At 68.4% G+C, this 16,439-nt stretch carries 19 protein-coding genes; 10 read left to right on the top strand and 9 right to left on the bottom strand.

Translation table 11 applies throughout. The features are described from left to right. The first annotated feature begins 30 nt into the window (after positions 1–30). The 3 genes from AC2VOK_RS19125 (at position 31) to AC2VOK_RS19115 (ending at position 1,207) form a co-directional block, all read left to right on the top strand. Complete coding sequence (locus AC2VOK_RS19125; protein WP_428901873.1) at positions 31–219, top strand: antitoxin; 189 nt, start codon at positions 31–33, stop codon at positions 217–219. A 3-nt stretch (positions 220–222) separates the two neighbouring features. Further along, positions 223–708, top strand: a complete 486-nt coding sequence (locus AC2VOK_RS19120) for a type II toxin-antitoxin system Rv0910 family toxin (RefSeq protein ID WP_428901872.1) — start codon at positions 223–225, stop codon at positions 706–708. A 64-nt stretch (positions 709–772) separates the two neighbouring features. Continuing rightward, positions 773–1,207: a hypothetical protein gene (locus tag AC2VOK_RS19115; protein WP_428901871.1), complete on the top strand. Its 435-nt coding sequence runs from the start codon at positions 773–775 to the stop codon at positions 1,205–1,207. Positions 1,208–1,210: 3 nt separating this feature from the next. On the opposite strand, the gene AC2VOK_RS19110 is transcribed toward AC2VOK_RS19115, so the two are convergent. After that, positions 1,211–1,693, bottom strand: coding sequence for a VOC family protein (locus AC2VOK_RS19110; protein ID WP_428901870.1), 483 nt, complete (start codon positions 1,691–1,693; stop codon positions 1,211–1,213). Between the two features lie 275 nt (positions 1,694–1,968). Between AC2VOK_RS19110 and AC2VOK_RS19105 the strand changes: the two genes are divergently transcribed. After that, positions 1,969–3,441, top strand: coding sequence for a glycoside hydrolase family 183 protein (locus AC2VOK_RS19105; protein ID WP_428901869.1), 1,473 nt, complete (start codon positions 1,969–1,971; stop codon positions 3,439–3,441). An 83-nt stretch (positions 3,442–3,524) separates the two neighbouring features. On the opposite strand, the gene AC2VOK_RS19100 is transcribed toward AC2VOK_RS19105, so the two are convergent. Further along, the gene (locus AC2VOK_RS19100) at positions 3,525–3,878 is read right to left on the bottom strand and encodes a VOC family protein (protein ID WP_421530880.1); all 354 of its coding nucleotides are present in this window, start codon (positions 3,876–3,878) and stop codon (positions 3,525–3,527) included. A gap of 535 nt (positions 3,879–4,413) precedes the next feature. Then, a complete protein-coding gene (locus tag AC2VOK_RS19095; RefSeq protein WP_428901868.1) occupies positions 4,414–5,319 on the bottom strand; it encodes a class I SAM-dependent methyltransferase in 906 nt (301 codons plus the stop codon). A gap of 255 nt (positions 5,320–5,574) precedes the next feature. On the opposite strand from AC2VOK_RS19095, the gene secY reads away from it, so the two are divergent. The 6 genes from secY (at position 5,575) to AC2VOK_RS19065 (ending at position 10,149) form a co-directional block, all read left to right on the top strand. After that, entirely contained in the window at positions 5,575–6,900 is a 1,326-nt protein-coding gene (secY, locus tag AC2VOK_RS19090) for a preprotein translocase subunit SecY (RefSeq protein ID WP_421529672.1), read from the top strand. Then, a complete protein-coding gene (locus AC2VOK_RS19085) occupies positions 6,897–7,442 on the top strand; it encodes an adenylate kinase (protein ID WP_428901867.1) in 546 nt (181 codons plus the stop codon). Before secY ends, AC2VOK_RS19085 begins: the two co-directional genes overlap by 4 nt. A gap of 19 nt (positions 7,443–7,461) precedes the next feature. Next, positions 7,462–8,265, top strand: coding sequence for a type I methionyl aminopeptidase (gene map / locus AC2VOK_RS19080; protein ID WP_428901866.1), 804 nt, complete (start codon positions 7,462–7,464; stop codon positions 8,263–8,265). 66 nt (positions 8,266–8,331) lie between these two features. After that, positions 8,332–8,877 (top strand): sigma-70 family RNA polymerase sigma factor, encoded by a 546-nt coding sequence (locus tag AC2VOK_RS19075; protein ID WP_428901865.1) that lies wholly within the window; start codon positions 8,332–8,334, stop codon positions 8,875–8,877. Between the two features lie 17 nt (positions 8,878–8,894). Beyond that, entirely contained in the window at positions 8,895–9,623 is a 729-nt protein-coding gene (locus tag AC2VOK_RS19070) for an anti-sigma factor family protein (protein WP_428901864.1), read from the top strand. A gap of 34 nt (positions 9,624–9,657) precedes the next feature. After that, positions 9,658–10,149, top strand: a complete 492-nt coding sequence (locus AC2VOK_RS19065; protein ID WP_428901900.1) for a MarR family transcriptional regulator — start codon at positions 9,658–9,660, stop codon at positions 10,147–10,149. On the opposite strand, the gene mmsB is transcribed toward AC2VOK_RS19065, so the two are convergent. The 6 genes from mmsB to AC2VOK_RS19035 form a co-directional block, all read right to left on the bottom strand. Then, positions 10,146–11,036: a 3-hydroxyisobutyrate dehydrogenase gene (gene mmsB, locus AC2VOK_RS19060; protein WP_428901863.1), complete on the bottom strand. Its 891-nt coding sequence runs from the start codon at positions 11,034–11,036 to the stop codon at positions 10,146–10,148. The genes AC2VOK_RS19065 and mmsB overlap by 4 nt on opposite strands. A 9-nt stretch (positions 11,037–11,045) precedes the next feature. After that, positions 11,046–12,221, bottom strand: coding sequence for an acyl-CoA dehydrogenase family protein (locus AC2VOK_RS19055; RefSeq protein WP_428901862.1), 1,176 nt, complete (start codon positions 12,219–12,221; stop codon positions 11,046–11,048). Between the two features lie 13 nt (positions 12,222–12,234). Further along, positions 12,235–13,755: a CoA-acylating methylmalonate-semialdehyde dehydrogenase gene (locus AC2VOK_RS19050; protein WP_428901861.1), complete on the bottom strand. Its 1,521-nt coding sequence runs from the start codon at positions 13,753–13,755 to the stop codon at positions 12,235–12,237. 124 nt (positions 13,756–13,879) lie between these two features. Continuing rightward, on the bottom strand, positions 13,880–14,689 hold the full coding sequence (locus tag AC2VOK_RS19045; RefSeq protein ID WP_428901860.1) for an ABC transporter permease: 810 nt from the start codon (positions 14,687–14,689) through the stop codon (positions 13,880–13,882). Further along, positions 14,686–15,384 (bottom strand): ABC transporter ATP-binding protein, encoded by a 699-nt coding sequence (locus tag AC2VOK_RS19040; protein WP_428901859.1) that lies wholly within the window; start codon positions 15,382–15,384, stop codon positions 14,686–14,688. The genes AC2VOK_RS19045 and AC2VOK_RS19040 overlap by 4 nt, the downstream gene beginning before the upstream one ends. 53 nt (positions 15,385–15,437) lie before the next feature. Continuing rightward, on the bottom strand, positions 15,438–16,439 hold a 1,002-nt coding region (locus tag AC2VOK_RS19035), incomplete at its 5' end, for a PecA family PE domain-processing aspartic protease (protein WP_428901858.1).

The following is a 16,439-nucleotide window of genomic DNA, read 5'->3' as shown; positions in this document are numbered from 1 at the left end:
AGTAGGGTTTGCCGGGGAAAGGACAGGTGCATGGGATTCCTGGACAAGGCGAAGGACCTGTTGTCGCAGAACGCCGACAAGGTGGAGACGGCCATCGACAACGCCGGCGCGTTCGTCGACGACAAGACGCAGGGCAAGTACTCCGCCACCATCCACGTGGTGGCCGAAGAGGTCAAGAAGGTGGCCGGTTCCGCGGCTGCTGACGATCAGCAGGGCTGACCCATGGCGAAACTCTCGGGATCCATCGACGTACCCCTGCCCGCGGAGACGGCCTGGCGGCATGCCTCCGACCTGTCCCGGTACAAGGACTGGCTGACCATCCACCGGGTGTGGCGCAGCAAACTACCCGACGAGATCGTCAAGGGTACCGTCGTCGAATCGATCGTCGAGGTCAAGGGGATGTACAACCGGGTCACCTGGACGGTCGTGCGCTACAAGCCGCCCGAGGGCATGACCCTCAACGGCGACGGTGTCGGCGGCGTCAAGGTCAAGCTGATGGCCAAGGTGGCGCCCAAGGAAGAGGGGGCCGTCGTCAGCTTCGACGTCCACCTCGGTGGCCCAGCCCTGTTCGGGCCGATCGGCATGATCGTCGCCGCGGCGTTGCGAAGCGACATCAACGAATCGCTGCAGAACTTCCTTTCGGTCTTCACCGGAACCGGCCCCTCGACACAGCCGGACTTCCACGGAGACGGCCGCACCCGGCGCTGACCGCGGCGCGACGCCGTGTGGCGAGCTGGAACGCTGTCCGAATCCCCTACTAATGTAGGGTCTCGTGACACGGCGGCTCGGCCCTGGTTGGCTGGTGGTGTGCTGCGCGCTGATCATCTCGGCCAGCGCATGGATGCCGTGGCTCACGACGGCGGTCAACGGCGGAGGCTGGGCCAACGCCATCGGGGGCACGCATGGCAGCCTGCGGCTTCCCCCCGGGTTCAGTGCCGGGCAGCTCATCGTGTTGCTGTCTTCGGCGCTGCTGGTGGCTGGGGCGATGGTGGGCCGCGGACTATCGGCGAAATTCGCCTCCATTGCCGCGCTGATCATTTCGCTGCTCATCCTGGCTCTGATGGCGTGGTACTACAAGCTCAACGTCAATCCGCCGGTATCGGCCGAATACGGACTCTACGTCGGCTCGGTGGCCGCGCTGTGCGCGGCGGCGTGCTCGATGGCGGCCGTGATCGCGGCGACGGTGTCCGGCGGGCCCGCGCGGTGAGTTTCAGGACGAGGGAAACTCGGGGTGGCCCCAGTCGGCGCTGCCGGCGGGCTCGTTGACGCCGAAAACGAACGGCGCGAACACGACTTCGCGGCCGTCGGGGTCCTGATAGGTGACCGCCCCGTGCGCCTCCCAGTACGGTTGCTGTGCCACTGGTTCGGCCGCCGCGGCACGCAGTCGCGCAGTTGCCGCCTGCATTGCCTGCGGGTCGGGAAAATACAGGCAGAGCTGTTCGTGGTCGGCCACCGCGACCGGCTCGACCGACTCGACGATTTCGAGCGTCAGGTTCCAGCTCGGCAGCCCGAAGATCGCACCATTGCTGCCGTAGCCGGCGTCGAACGTCTCAAAGAGCGGCAGGCCAACCAAATCGCGGTAGAACCGCATCGTTTCAAGGAAATTCGGCGAGCGGCGGGCGAAACGGACGGCACCAATGGGTGCCAATTGCGCGGGCCAGTGCGTTGCGCGGTGGGGCTTCTGGTCGTCCACGTCTTCTCCGATCTGCCGGGCAACACGGCCGCGCGTCGGAGCGTGCAAACCCAGCCACCAGTGTGCACCATGGCAGGGTTCGGCTCGGGCCGTGGTGGCGCGCCTCGATGAGTTCGCCTTCGTGCGGACAAGGGGCCGCGTACCGCCGAGTTTCGACACGGTCACGGATGCGTACCTATCAGCAAATCACTGGTCACAACCGTCCCGCAGATCACTATCGTCACATTTGCCAACTGCGGCGTCAATGCGAGGTTCTGCTCGCGGAAAGGTCTTCGATGTCGGCGATTCTTCGAAGCATGGCGCTTTCGATGGCGTCGGCGGCTGCTATCGGACTCACCGTCGCGATAGGGACCGCACCGTCGGCGACCGCCACGCCTTGCAATGCGCCGGAAGCGAATATTCCGCCGCCCCACATGCAGCCGGCGATGCCGGCGCCTGGGCCCGTCGTGCAACCACCCACGGGTCGCCGGCCCGCGCACACCAACGACAACGCGCCGCTGCCGAAGCTGGGTCCGCTGATCGCGTCGATGCTCAAGCCCGTTGCTCCGAACACGCAATACGTCGCCCCCCTGCAGCCGCAGGCGGGGGTCGCTCCGCCCGGACCCAACCCCCCTGCTCCGCAGCCGCCGAACGCCAAGCAGCTGGCGCCGAACGCCGCACCGGCGAAGCCGCCGGCGCCGCTACCGGAGGCTGAAGTGCCCTCGATTGCGGGGTCCCCGACATCTCTGGTCGACTTCGTGACCGGAGTCAACAGTCCCAACAACACCCTCCAACGGTTCGGCATCTCAGGAACCGACCTCGGGATCGTCTGGGACAACGGGGATCCCGCCAATCACCAGGTCCTCATGGCGTTCGGTGACACATTCGGCTACTGCAGCGTGCACGGCCAGCAATGGCGTTACAACACGCTGTTCCGCAGTTCGGATCACGATTTGTCCCAAGGAATCCACGTCGCCGACGGCGTGCCCAACAACAGGTACTCCGGTTCCCCGGTGTGGACCTCGGGCCTTTCCAAGCAGGTCGTCAACAGTATCCACAAGGCCCCGCACGAGACGGGGATCATTCCCACCGCGGCCATTTCCATCGGCCGGACCCAGTTCATGAGCTACATGTCCATCCGGCGATGGGGCCGTGACGGCGAGTGGTCGACCAACTATTCGGCGATCGCGAGATCGCTTGACAACGGCCAAACTTGGGGGGTCTACCCCGGAACCATCCGCACGGCCTCACCGGATGCGATCCCGGGCGTCAATTTTGTCCCGGGAAACGAGAATTTCCAGATGGGGGCGTTCATGAAGGGCAACGACGGTTACCTGTACTCGTTCGGGACCCCGTCCGGGCGAGGTGGTAACGCTTATCTGGCCCGGGTTCAGCCGGGTGTCCTGCCGGACCTGAGCAAATATCAGTACTGGAACGGCGACTCGAACGCCTGGGTTCCGGCCAATCCGGGGGCCGCGACTCCGGTCATCCCGGGTCCTGTCGGGGAGATGTCAGCGCAGTACAACGACTACCTCAGGCAGTATCTGGTGCTCTACACCAACGGCGCCAGCAACGACGTCGTGGCAAGGACGGCGCCGGCGCCCCAGGGGCCGTGGAGCCCCGAGCAGCCGCTCGTGTCGTCGTTCCAGATGCCCGGCGGCATCTACGCGCCGATGATCCACCCCTGGTCGTCGGGCAAGGACCTGTACTTCAACCTGTCGCTGTGGTCGGCCTACGACGTGATGCTGATGCACACGGTGCTGCCGTAGGGCCGGCGCGCCACAGCCACCACCATCCGGCGCGCCGCCGGTTCACGGGACGTAGGCGTAATCACATTGCGGCACAGCTTCTTTCACCTGGCCAGCGGCTTGTAGAAGACGAGGCCGTTGCCCTTGTTGTCATAGACCACGGCACGGCGTTCGTGTGCGTCGTCGTACGGGCCTTTCACGATGCCGCCGCCACTGTCCTCCACCGCCTTTGCCGCGGCGTCGACATCGGCGGTCTTGATGCCGACGACGACCTGTCCGTGGATGGGGTGGTCCACCGCGGTGGCCAGCGCGAGGGTTACCGGCCCGCCGTCGAGGGCCGCAAAATGGGTTCCGTCGCGAAACTTCAGCGGCATGCCCAGCGTCTCGCTGTAGAACCGGATCGACTCGTCGAGATCGTCGGTGGACAAGATGACCATTTTTACTTCGTGCTCGCTCAACGGTGCCTCCTTTTGGCTGAAACCGTCTCATACACTAAGCGGCCTTCCCCGTAAGTTCGTCGGGGGTTGGTACCAGACGCCGCTGTCGCCTCCGCCCGGTCGGTCGTGGTGATCTCGAGCTCGAAATGGACGGGAAACGTCGGTGCCGGCAGAATCAGGAACCGTCGCCGAACGTCTGGCGCGGCTCGAGCGCGACGTATTCAAGCGCCCCGGGTAAGCAAACACCGCAGGGTTCGAGCCATAGCCGACAAGAGTGCGCCGTCAATCCCCATCGCTCTTCACGAAAGACGGCGCGCCCTTCCGGCGTCATCCCCGCGGCCGATTACCGCCCCGATGGAGGTGACTGACACCGCCTCCGCCAATCCATCGAAGCGCACCTGCGCATCGTCGTCGCCGCTGTGGCCATCAGCCACCACCCGACTCGGCTCACGTTCGCCGGCCCCTGGGGAACTGGCCCGCGCGAACACGGCAGCACAACTCACTGATCAACACCCCCCGACCTGTGCAACCCGATGCCGCCGGACGGCCGTCGGGTTCAGCGCAGCGTTGCGGTGACGGCGACGATGTTGCGGAGCTGGGATTCCTCGTCGTCCGGGTAGACCAGGCCGTAGTCGGCGAAGAGTTCACGCCGGGGCCGGGTGCTGACCTGCCAGCCCGCACCGGTCAGGTAGTCGACGACGTCGCTGCGCTCGCCGTCGAAAAACAGTCCCGACAAGTCGATGTCGCAGCCCGCTTTGGCCCACCGGTCGTTGAACTGCTTCGCTCGTTCGCTCATGGTGCGGCCCGCATCCCCGTGGAATTCGGTGGCCAGCTTGCTTCCGGGGGCGCTGAGCCCGGTGATGTTGTCGAACAGCCGGTCCTGGGCTTGCGGCGGAAGGTACATCAGCAGACCCTCGGCGCTCCAGGATGTTGGTTGGTTGGTGTCAAATCCGCTGCGCCGCAATGCTTCCGGCCAGTCTTCCCGCAGGTCGACGGCTACGGTCCGCCGTTCCGCGGTCGGGGTGGCGCCCAAGTTCGCCATCGCGGTGCTCTTGAAGTCGACGACCTTGGGTTGATCGACCTCGTACACCACACTGCAGGGCGGCCAACTGAGCCGGTAGGCGCGCGCGTCGAGCCCGGCGGCCAGGATCACCGCTTGTCGGATGCCGTCGCGCGCCGCGTTGAGGAAGAAGTCGTCGAAGAAGCGGGTGCGCACCGCGATCGAGTCGGTTTCCAGCTGCACGTCCCGCTCGCCGTCCGCGCGCGCCTCGGGGACCACCTCGCCGTCGACCAGTCGGCGGAAGAAGTCGAGCCCGACAGCCCGCACCAACGGCGCCGCGAACGGGTCGTCGATGATCGGGTCGGACCCCTGGCTGGCCAGGGCGCGGGCCGCGGCGACCATGGTGGCCGTGGCGCCGACACTGGAGGCCAGGTCCCAACTGTCGTGATCACTGCGCGTCATGGTGGTTCATCTCCCCGGTGTTCATGCCCCCCCGGGGACGTCCCGGGGCCTCCAGTACCTATGTTTAGCAGACATAACGAATTTCCGGGACTTTGCAGTACGCCGCAGGCGAGACGGCCCGCTGACGAAACTGCACAGATCGGCTGTTAGTCTCGTACACGATTTGACGCGCTGTAGATCGAGTCGGCCGTACGTCCAGGCTTGCGGGTGTTGGGCGCGTGACCAGGATGGCCCTCGACTGCGCAGGAGGACAGAGTGCTCTCGGCTTTCATCTCGTCGCTGCGAACAGTCGACCTGAGACGGAAGATCCTCTTCACCCTGGGCATTCTGCTGCTCTACCGCCTCGGCGCCGCCCTGCCGTCTCCCGGCGTCAACTACCCCAACGTGCAGCAGTGCATCAAAGAGGCCACCGGCGGCGAGGCCGGGCAGATCTACTCGCTGATCAATCTTTTCTCCGGCGGGGCGCTGCTCAAGCTCACGGTGTTCGCGGTGGGTGTGATGCCCTACATCACGGCCAGCATCATCGTGCAGTTGCTCACCGTCGTCATCCCGCGTTTCGAGGAGTTGCGCAAAGAAGGCCAGTCCGGCCAGGCCAAGATGACCCAGTACACCCGCTACCTGGCTGTCGCGCTGGCCGTCCTGCAGGCCACCAGCATCGTGGCGCTGGCGGCCAACGGGGGGCTGCTGCAGGGCTGCTCGCTGGACATCATCGCCGACCAGAGCATCTTCACGCTGGTCGTCATCGTGATGGTGATGACGGGCGGGGCGGCGCTGGTGATGTGGATGGGCGAGCTGATCACCGAACGCGGTATCGGCAACGGCATGTCGCTGCTGATCTTCGTCGGCATCGCCGCGCGCATTCCGTCCGAGGGCAAGACCATCCTGGACAGCCGCGGCGGTGTCATCTTCACCGCCGTGCTGGTCGCCGCGCTGGGCATCATCGTGGGCGTGGTGTTCGTCGAGCAGGGCCAACGCCGGATCCCGGTGCAGTACGCCAAGCGCATGGTGGGCCGCCGCATGTACGGTGGGACCTCGACCTACCTGCCGCTCAAGGTCAACCAGGCCGGCGTCATCCCGGTCATCTTCGCGTCGTCGCTGATCTACATTCCGCACCTGGTAACCCAGCTGATCCGCAGCGGCAGCGGCGGGCTGGGCAGCAGCTGGTGGGACAAGTTCGTCAGTACCTACCTGTCCGACCCGAGCGACCCGGTCTACATCGCCATCTATTTCGGGCTGATCATCTTCTTCACGTACTTCTACGTGTCGATCACCTTCAATCCCGACGAGCGTGCCGACGAGATGAAGAAGTTCGGCGGTTTCATCCCCGGCATCCGGCCGGGCAAGCCCACCGCCGACTACCTGCGCTACGTGCTGAGCAGGATCACGCTGCCGGGCTCGATCTACCTGGGCGCGATCGCTGTGCTGCCCAACCTGTTCCTGCAGATCGGCAACGGCGGGGCGGTGCAGAACCTGCCGTTCGGTGGTACGGCCGTGCTGATCATGATCGGCGTCGGGTTGGATACGGTCAAACAAATCGAGAGTCAGCTCATGCAGCGCAACTACGAAGGGTTCCTCAAGTGAGACTCGTTTTGCTGGGGCCGCCGGGGGCGGGCAAGGGCACGCAAGCGGAGAAGCTCGCTGCGAAGCTGGGAGTCCCGCAGATCTCGACCGGCGAGTTGTTTCGGCGCAACATCGGCGAGGGCACCGAACTCGGCCTGGAGGCCAAGCGCTACCTGGACGCCGGCGACCTGGTGCCCGCCGAGTTGACCAACCAGCTCGTCGACAACCGGCTCTGCGACCCGGACGCCGCGGGCGGGTTCATCCTCGACGGATACCCGCGCTCGCTGCAGCAGGCCGAGGCGCTGCACGAGATGCTCCGACGCCGCGGCACCGACATCGACGCGGTGCTGGAGTTCCGGGTGTCGCAGGACGAGTTGTTGGGGCGGCTCAAGGCACGCGGGCGGGCCGACGACACCGACGACGTCATTCTCAACCGGATGAAGGTCTACCGCGAGGAAACGGCGCCGCTGCTGGAGTACTACCGCGAGCAACTGAAGACCGTCGACGCCGTCGGCTCGATGGACGAGGTGTTCACCCGCGCGCTGCGAGCCCTGGGCCGATAACGATTTCGGGCGAACCACCATGACACCGCTGGCCCGACTGCGCAGTCGCCGGGTCGTGCCGCAGCGCAGCGCCGCCGAACTGGACGCGATGGCGGCGGCCGGCGCCGTCGTCGCCGCCGCCCTGCACGCCGTCCGTGCGGCGGCGATTCCCGGGGTGTCGACGTTGAGCCTCGACGAGATCGCCATTGCGGTGATCCGCGGCGCCGGGGCGACGCCGTCTTTCCTGGGATATCACGGCTACCCGGCGTCGATCTGCGCATCGGTCAACGACCGGGTCGTCCACGGCATCCCGTCGGCCGCCGAAATCCTGGCCCCCGGTGACCTGGTGTCCATCGACTGCGGGGCGGTGCTGGCCGGTTGGCACGGAGACGCCGCGATCACTTTCGGCGTGGGCACGCTGCGGCCCGCCGACGAGGCGCTCTCGGCGGCGACCCGAGAGTCGCTGGAGGCCGGGATCGCGGCGATGGTCGTCGGCAACCGGCTGACCGACGTCGCGCACGCGATCGAGACGGGGACCCGCGCGGCCGAGCGTCGCCACGGGCGCCGGTTCGGGATCGTGGAGGGCTACGGTGGCCACGGCATCGGCCGGCAGATGCACATGGACCCCTTCCTGCCCAACGAGGGCGCCCCGGGGCGGGGCCCGTTGCTGGCGCCCGGTTCGGTGCTGGCCATCGAACCGATGCTGACGCTCGGCACGGGAAAGACAGTGGTGCTCGACGACGAGTGGACGGTCACCACCTCCGACGGCTCCCGCGCAGCACACTGGGAGCACACGGTCGCCGCCACCGAAGACGGGCCACGCATCCTGACGCTACCCGGGTAAGGCCGGCTTGAGGCCCGCGTGAACCAACCGCCCCGGCGGCTCGTTTTACCAGGCGGAGGTGATCGAGTGGGTCGGGTTGCTGGCAACGGGGCGGCCACGGGGGCTACCGAGGCCGCGGTGATGAAGGCGATCTACGACGAACACGCGGCGGTGCTGTGGCGTTACGCGCTGCGGCTGACCGGCGACGCGAGTCACGCCGAGGACGTCGTCCAGGAAACGCTGCTGCGGGCGTGGCAGCATCCGGAGATCATCGGCGATGCTGAACGATCTTCGCGGGCGTGGATGTTCACCGTCGCCCGCAACATGATCATCGACGACCGGCGCAGCGCCCGGTCCCGCCATGTCGTCGGCTCCACCGACGAGGACGGAGCGCCCGAGCAGTCCACCCCCGACGAGGTCAACGCGGCGCTGGACCGGCTGTTGATCGCCGAGGCGATGGCCCAGCTGTCCGCCGAACACCGAGCCGTGATCGACAGGTCCTACTACCGCGGCTGGACCACCGCTCAGATCGCCGCGGACCTGCAGATCGCCGAGGGAACGGTGAAGTCGCGGCTGCACTACGCAGTACGGGCGCTGCGCCTGACCCTGCAGGAACTCGGGGTCACCCGCTAGCGCATGAGGAACAGGAGATGGATGAGATGAACCCGCAGCCAGGGGATGCCGGTCCGCCGTGTGACCGGTACGCGATGTGGGATGCCGCCTACGTGCTGGGCTCGCTGTGCGCCGCCGAACGCCGCGAATTCGAGGCGCACATGGCCGGTTGCCGGTCGTGCCGGGACGCCGTCGCCGACCTGAGCGGCGTGCCGGCCCTGCTGTCGCGGCTGGACCGCGACGAGGTGGCCGGGCTCGTCGAGTCGGGCCCGCTCCCGACGGCCCCGGAGATGTCACCGGCGCTGTTGCCGTCGCTGCTGGCGGCGGTGCGCTTCCGGCGCCGCCGCGCGCGCCTGGCCACATGGGTGGCCGCGTCGGCCGCGGCCGCGGTACTGGGGGTCGGCGTGTTCGTCGGCGTACATGGTCATCCGTCGGCCCCTGAGCCGCAGGTGAGTGCGTCGGCGCAGCAGATGGCACAGGTCGGCACCACCCTGCTGGCCTCCACGGTGCAGGTCAGCGACCGGAACTGGGGGACGTCCATCAACCTGGACTGCGTGTGCCTGGCCCCGCTCACCGCGCACCACGACACCCTGGCGATGGTGGTGGTGGGCCGCGACGGCAGCCAGACCCGGCTGGCGACCTGGGTCGCCGTGCCCGGGCACACCGCGACGCCGGCCGGCAGCATCTCGACGCCGGTCGACCAGATCGCCGCCGTGCAGGTGGTTTCCGCCGACAACGGGCAGGTCCTGCTGCAGCGTTCGATGTAGACGCGGTAAGAAAGGGGACGTGACCGCCTCGAGACTGCCCAAACCGGACCCGATCGCCGCGGCGCGGGCCAATTGGGAGCGCGCCGGATGGGGCCACGTGGCGCCGGGCATGGTTGCGGTGACCTCGGTGATGCGAGCTCATCAGATTCTGCTGGCCCGCGTCGAGAACGCTTTGCGCCCTTACGATCTGAGCTTCTCGCGGTACGAACTGCTGCGGCTGCTGGCGTTCAGTCGCACCGGGGCGCTGCCGATCACCAAGGCGTCCGACCGGCTGCAGGTGCACGTCACCAGCGTGACCCACGCGATCCGCCGGCTGGAGGCCGACGGGCTGGTCAAGCGGGTGCCGCATCCCACCGACGGGCGCACGACGCTGGTGCAGATCACCGAGCTGGGCCGCTCCACGGTCGAGGACGCCACCGTGACGCTCAACGAGCAGGTGTTCGCCGAGATCGGCATGGACGCCGCCGCATCCCAGGCCCTGGTGTCGGCGATCGAGACGTTGCGCCGCAACGCCGGCGACTTCTAACCGCGCAGCATCTCGATGACGGCGCTGAAGTCTTTGTCGGCGTGCGAGGGATCGGACGCGATGAACTCCGCGTACATCTCGGCGGCGTGACTGCCCAGCGGTGCCGACGAGCCGGTCGAGGCCACGGCATCCATCGCGAGGTGCAGGTCCTTGTTCATCAGCGCAGCCGCAAATCCCGGCCTGAAGTCGTTGTTGGCCGGTGAGGCGGGAACCGGGCCCGGCACCGGGCAATTGGTGTGCACCGCCCAGCAGTTGCCGGTCGCGCCGGTGATGACGTCGAACAGCGACTGCGCCGACAACCCGAGCCTCTCCGCCAGCACGAACGCCTCGCCGATGGCGATCTGCTGCACGGCCAGCACCATGTTGTTGCAGACTTTGGCGGCCTGCCCGGCCCCGGCCCCGCCGCAGTGGATGATCTTGCCCGCCATCGGTTCCAGCACCGGCCGCGCCCGCTGCAGCGCGGATGCCTCGCCGCCCACCATGAACGCCAGGGTCCCCGCGGCGGCGCCCTTCACCCCACCCGACACCGGCGCGTCCAACTGGGCTATCCCGTGCGATTCCGCCAGCGCGTGGACCTCCCGCGCGTCGTCGACCGAGATCGTGGAGCTGTCGATGAACAGCGCACCGGCCCGCGCGGCCGGCAGTACCTCGGCGTAGCAGCGCTTGACCACCTCGCCGGTGGGCAGCATGGTGACGACGACGTCGGCCCCGGCGACGGCGTGCGCGGCGTTGTCGAACACCGTCACGCCGTTGCCGGCCGCGGCCGTCGCCGATGCGGGCACCGGATCGAACCCGCGCACGGTGTGGCCGGCGGCAACGAGATTCGCCGACATGGGTCCGCCCATGTGGCCCAGTCCCAGGAACGCGACGCGGGAAACGTTGGTCATGGCGCCTTTCTACGCGGTGGCCCGGAACCGTGCGGCCTCGGCCCGGCCGATGACCACCCGCATGATCTCGTTGGTCCCCTCCAGGATCCGGTGCACGCGCAGGTCGCGCACGATCTTCTCCAGGCCGTACTCGCGCAGGTAGCCGTAGCCGCCGTGCAGCTGCAGGGCCTTGTCGGCGACGTCGTAGCACGCGTCGGTGACGTAGCGCTTGGCCATCGCGCACAGCTCGACCTTGTCGGCGTCGTCGGCGTCCAGGGCGGTGGCGGCCCGCCACAGCAACAGTCGCGACGTCTGCAGCGCGGTGGCCATGTCGGCCAGGGTGAAGCGGATGGTCGGTTCGTCGATCAGCGCGGAGCCGAACGCCTGGCGCTCGCGCACATAGGAGCCAGCCTTGTCGAAGGCGCCCTGCGCGCCGCCGAGCGAGCACGCCGCGATGTTGAGGCGGCCGCCGTTGAGGCCGTTCATCGCGATGCCGAAGCCGGCGCCCTCGCCGGCGGCGCCCCCGAGCATCGCGTCGGCGGGCACCCGCACCCCGTCGAGGATCACCTGCGCGGTGGGTTGGGCGTGCCAACCCATCTTCTGTTCCGGCGCGCCGAAACTCAGCCCCGCAGAGCCCTTTTCGACGATGAAGGTCGAGATGCCGCGGGGGCCCGGATTTTCTGGGCCGCCCGTGCGGGCCATCACCACATAGACGTCGGAGGCGCCCGCGCCGGAGATGAACTGCTTGACACCGTCGAGGACGTAATCGCCCCCCTGCTTGACGGCGCGGGTGCTCAGCGCGCCGGCGTCGGAACCGACACCCGGCTCGGTGAGGCAGTAGCTGGCGATGACGTCCATCGACGCCAGCCGCGGAACCCAGATCTTGCGTTGTTCTTCGGTGCCGTAGCAGTCGATCATCCACGCGCACATGTTGTGGATGGACAGGAACGCGGCGGTCGTCGGGTCCGCGACGGCAAGCTGCTCGAAGATGCGGACCCCGTCGAGGCGGTGCAGCCCGCTGCCGCCCACGTCGTCGCGGCAATAGATGGCCGCCATGCCGAGATCGGCGGCCTCGCGCAGCACGTCGATCGGAAAGTGCTGCGCAGCATCCCATTCCAGGGCGTGCGGGGCGAGGCGTTTGGCGGCGAACGCGGCGGCCGTTTCGGTGATCACCCGTTCGTCGTCGTTGAGCGCGAAGAGTTCCATGGACTCAAGAGCCCTAATCCATTGTCGGGATGACGAATTCGGCGCCGTCTTTGATGCCGGACGGCCACCGCGACGTGACTGTCTTGACCTTGGTGTAGAACTGGATCGACGCCGGACCGTGCTGGTTGAGGTCGCCGAAGCCGGAGCGCTTCCAGCCGCCGAAGGTGTGGTAGGCCACCGGAACCGGGATCGGCACGTTGACCCCCACCATGCCCACCTGCACGCGGGAGACGAAGTCGCGGGCGGAGTCGCCGTCGCGGGTGAAGATCGCCACGCCGTTGCCGTACTCGTGCGCCGACGGAAGCGCCAGCGCTTCTTCGTAGTTTTTGGCCCGGACCATGCACAGCACGGGTCCGAAGATCTCGTCGGTGTAGATCGACATGCCGGGGGTGACGTGGTCGAACAGCGTCGGGCCGATGAAGAAGCCGCCCTCGAGGCTGGTGTCCCCGAACGTCATGTCGTCGCTGGCCCGCTCGCGGCCGTCGATGACGATCTCCGCCCCGGCGGACACGCCCTGGGCGATGTAGTCGCGCACCCGGGCCAGCGCGGCCTCGGTGACCAGTGGCCCGTAGTCGGCCTTGGGGTCCAGGCCGTGGCCCACGCGCAGGTTGTTGATCCGCTCGACGAGGCGGGCGCGCAACCGTTGCGCGGTCTGCTCGCCGACTGGCACGGCGACGCTGATCGCCATGCAGCGTTCGCCGGCGCTGCCGTAGCCGGCGCCGATCAGCGCGTCGACGGCCTGGTCGAGGTCCGCGTCGGGCATCACGATCATGTGGTTCTTGGCGCCGCCGAAGCACTGCGCGCGTTTTCCGGTGGCCGCGGCGGTGGAGTAGATGTACTGGGCGATGTCGGAGCTGCCGACGAACCCGACGGCCTGGATGTCGGGGTGCGCCAGGATGGCGTCGACGGCCTCCTTGTCGCCGTGCACGACCTGGAACACCCCCGGCGGTAGGCCGGCTTCTCCGAACAGCTCGGCCAGGCGCAGCGGAACCGACGGGTCGCGTTCGCTGGGCTTGAGCACGAAGGCGTTGCCGCAGGCCAGGGCCGGGCCGGCCTTCCAGAGCGGGATCATCGCCGGGAAGTTGAACGGGGTGATGCCCGCGACGACACCGAGCGGCTGGCGCAGCGAGTACACGTCGATGCCCGGACCGGCGCCCTCGCTGTACTCGCCCTTGAGCAGATGGGGTATCCCGATCGCGAACTCGATCACCTCGATGCCGCGCTGGATGTCGCCGCGCGCGTCGGGCAGGGTCTTGCCGTGTTCGAGGGACAGCAGCTCGGCGAGCTCGTCCATGTGGTCGTTGACCAGCTCGACGAACTTCATCATCACGCGGGCGCGGCGCTGCGGATTCCATGCCGCCCAGACTTTTTGGGCTTCGACGGCCGACGCCACGGCGGCGTCGACGTCGGTCTTGCCCGCCATCGCGACCCGGGCCTGCACCTGACCGGTGCTGGGGTTGAAGACATCGGCGGTGCGGGTGGACTGCCCGGTGGTGCGCTTCCCGTCGATGAAGTGGGGGATCTGTGTGGTCATGGGTGCCTTTGGGTGTGAGTGGCGTCGCTCGAGCGGATACTTGCATATCCTAGTAACCGGTGCCGGGCCTTGGCAAGGCAAGGCAAGGCAAGGCAAGGCGGGCGGGCGGGCGGTCGGTGGCCCGTTACCGGGTCCGGCCGCCGGCGGGGGCAGCGGCGCCGGAGCGGCGGCCCAGCGGCAGCAGCCGGTGATCGCGGGTGAACACCAGACGCACCAGGCCCAGGGCGACCACGACGGTGGTCGCCGCGACCGATCCCAGGATGAGGAACATCACCACCGCCTGCACGAGCACGGCCTGAACCGGGGGCACACCGGCCAGGATCAGCCCGGTCATGGCGCCCGGCAGGAACACCAGGCCGGTGGCCTTCGTGGTTTCGATCTGCGGGCTGATCGCCGAGCGCAACGCGACGCGCAGGTACGGCGTGGCGGCCTGCCGGGACGGCTGCCCCAGGGCCAGCCTGGCCTCCACCTCGTCGCGCTTGTCACGCAACTCGTCGACCAGGCGCCGGGCCACCAGCACCATGGCCGTCATCGAGTTGCCGATCATCATCCCGGCGATCGGGACCACGGTCCGTGCCTGCAGGGGGAACACCCGCATCCCGAAGATCACCCCCAGCGTGATCGCCGCCGCCGCGGTGAACGCGACGATCGCCAGCGGCGCCAACCGGGGCACCTCCGGTGCCCGCCGACGGGCGACGTCGCCGGCATAGCCGACCATGCCCGCGATCCAGGCCCACGACCACCACAGCGAACGACCCGGCTCGAACAGCAACGTCAGGGCGCCGCCCACCAGCAGCAACTGGACCAGGGCGCGGGCCGCCGCCCACAGCACCTGACGCTCCAGGCCCAGCCGCTGCCACAGTGACACCGCCGCCGCCACGGCGACCAGTGCCAGCGACGTCGCCAGCCCGACCCAACCGACCTGCCCGCTCATCGTGACCCGTTCCCCGGGGCGACGGGCCCGAAGCCCAGGCAGCGGCCCCGCTCGATCCACAGCACCCGATCGGCGGCCCGTGCGGCCTGCGCCGCGTCGTGGGTGACCCAGATGGCCGGGATGCCGTCATCGTCGGCGAGCCGGCGTACCGCGCGCTCGATCACGCCGGCCGCCTCGGCGTCCACCGCGGAGGTGGGTTCGTCCAGCAGCAGCACCTGCGGTCGGGCCATCAGGGTGCGGGCCAGGCACATGCGCTGCGCCTCCCCGCCCGACAGCGCGGTCGCGTCACGGCCAAGCCATGAGCGGCTCCCCGACCCGGTCCCCGGCTCGGTCAACGCGACGCGCTCCAGCGTCTCGCGCATCCGCGCGTCGGAGGCGTCCGGGTCGGCGATGCGCAGGTTGTCGGCCACGGTGCCGGGGAACGGCGTCGGGCGCTGGAAGCACATGCCCACCCGTCGTCGCAGTGCCAACGGGTCGATCTCGGAGATGTCGTTGTCGCAGAACGACACTCGGCCGCTGGTCGGCAGCTCCAGCCGGTTGCACAGGCGCAGCACGGTCGACTTGCCCGAACCGGACGGCCCGAATATCGCCGTCACCCCCCGTCCGGGGACGGCGGCGGTGAACCCGTCCAGGGCCCGCACCCCGGCCCGTTCCACGACGACGTCGGCGAATTCGAACACCGGGGTCTGGTCCACCACATGAGCTTCCCATCCGCACCGGAAAGTGGGCAGCCCGGCCAGCACGACGGTCAGGTGCCGAAGTACATCGTCCCGGTTCCGGCAGGGCTGTAGGAGAGGTAGACGGGGCCTTCCAGGAACGGGGCGATTCCGCTGTTGAAGTCGCCGCCCGCCGCACTCGACACGACCGACATCTGGTCCGAGCCCACGGTCGCCGTGTACAGCACCGTGCCGCTGCTGTTCTCGACGGTGATGGTCGTTCCGGCATCCACGTAGCCGCCGCTGCTGGGGGCGTTGAGGTTGGTCGGCATGTCGCCGTACAACCCGCCGGAATCGATGAACGCATCCTGCGTCGGCACCGGGGTCCCGCCGTCGATGCTGATTTCCAGGGTGCCGGCCGGTGCGCCCGTCGTGTACGGGGTCGACGACGACGGCGCGACGGCCCCGAATGTCATCGTCCCGGCGGGTTCGTCGAGCAGCACGCCCTGGCCGAGGCTGCCGGACAGATACTGCACCGGGCTGGCACCCACCATCGGCCCGCCGTCGTCGACCCCGATCCCCAAGACCGCGGGCGCCTGCGAGGCCGGATCGGGGCGACCGCCTTCGGTCATCGTCTGCACGACGGCGATCGGGGTGTTCGACGAGGTCGAAATTCCGTTGCCGAAGTTCACTGTCCCGTCGTAGATCTTGTAGGTTTCGGTCAGATAGTCCCCGCCGTCGCCGTACGTTGCGGTGCCCGTCTGCCCGGTGTAGGTGAGGCTGGACGTGTTGACGTCTTGGGGCGGCAGTACCAGGCCGGTTGACCCGGTGTCGACGATCACCTGATCGGTGGGCCCGTTGCTGCCGACCGAGAGGGTCGTGACCAGGCGCTCATCTGACAACGTCAATGTCACTGAGTCGGGGGCGGCAGTGCCTGCCGCACCGCTCGCCCCGGGGGCACCCCAGAGCAGTCCGCCGGCCCCGCCGGCCCCGCCGAGCCCACCAGGGCCCCCGGTGCCGCCGGTGCCGCCGGTGCCGAACAGCCCGGCGGGCCCGCCGGCCCCGCCGGTCGCCCCGAGCGCGGTGCTGTTCCC

Source organism: Mycobacterium sp. TH-M116 (genome assembly GCF_057473685.1).
This window is presented reverse-complemented; position numbering and strand designations above follow the sequence as displayed.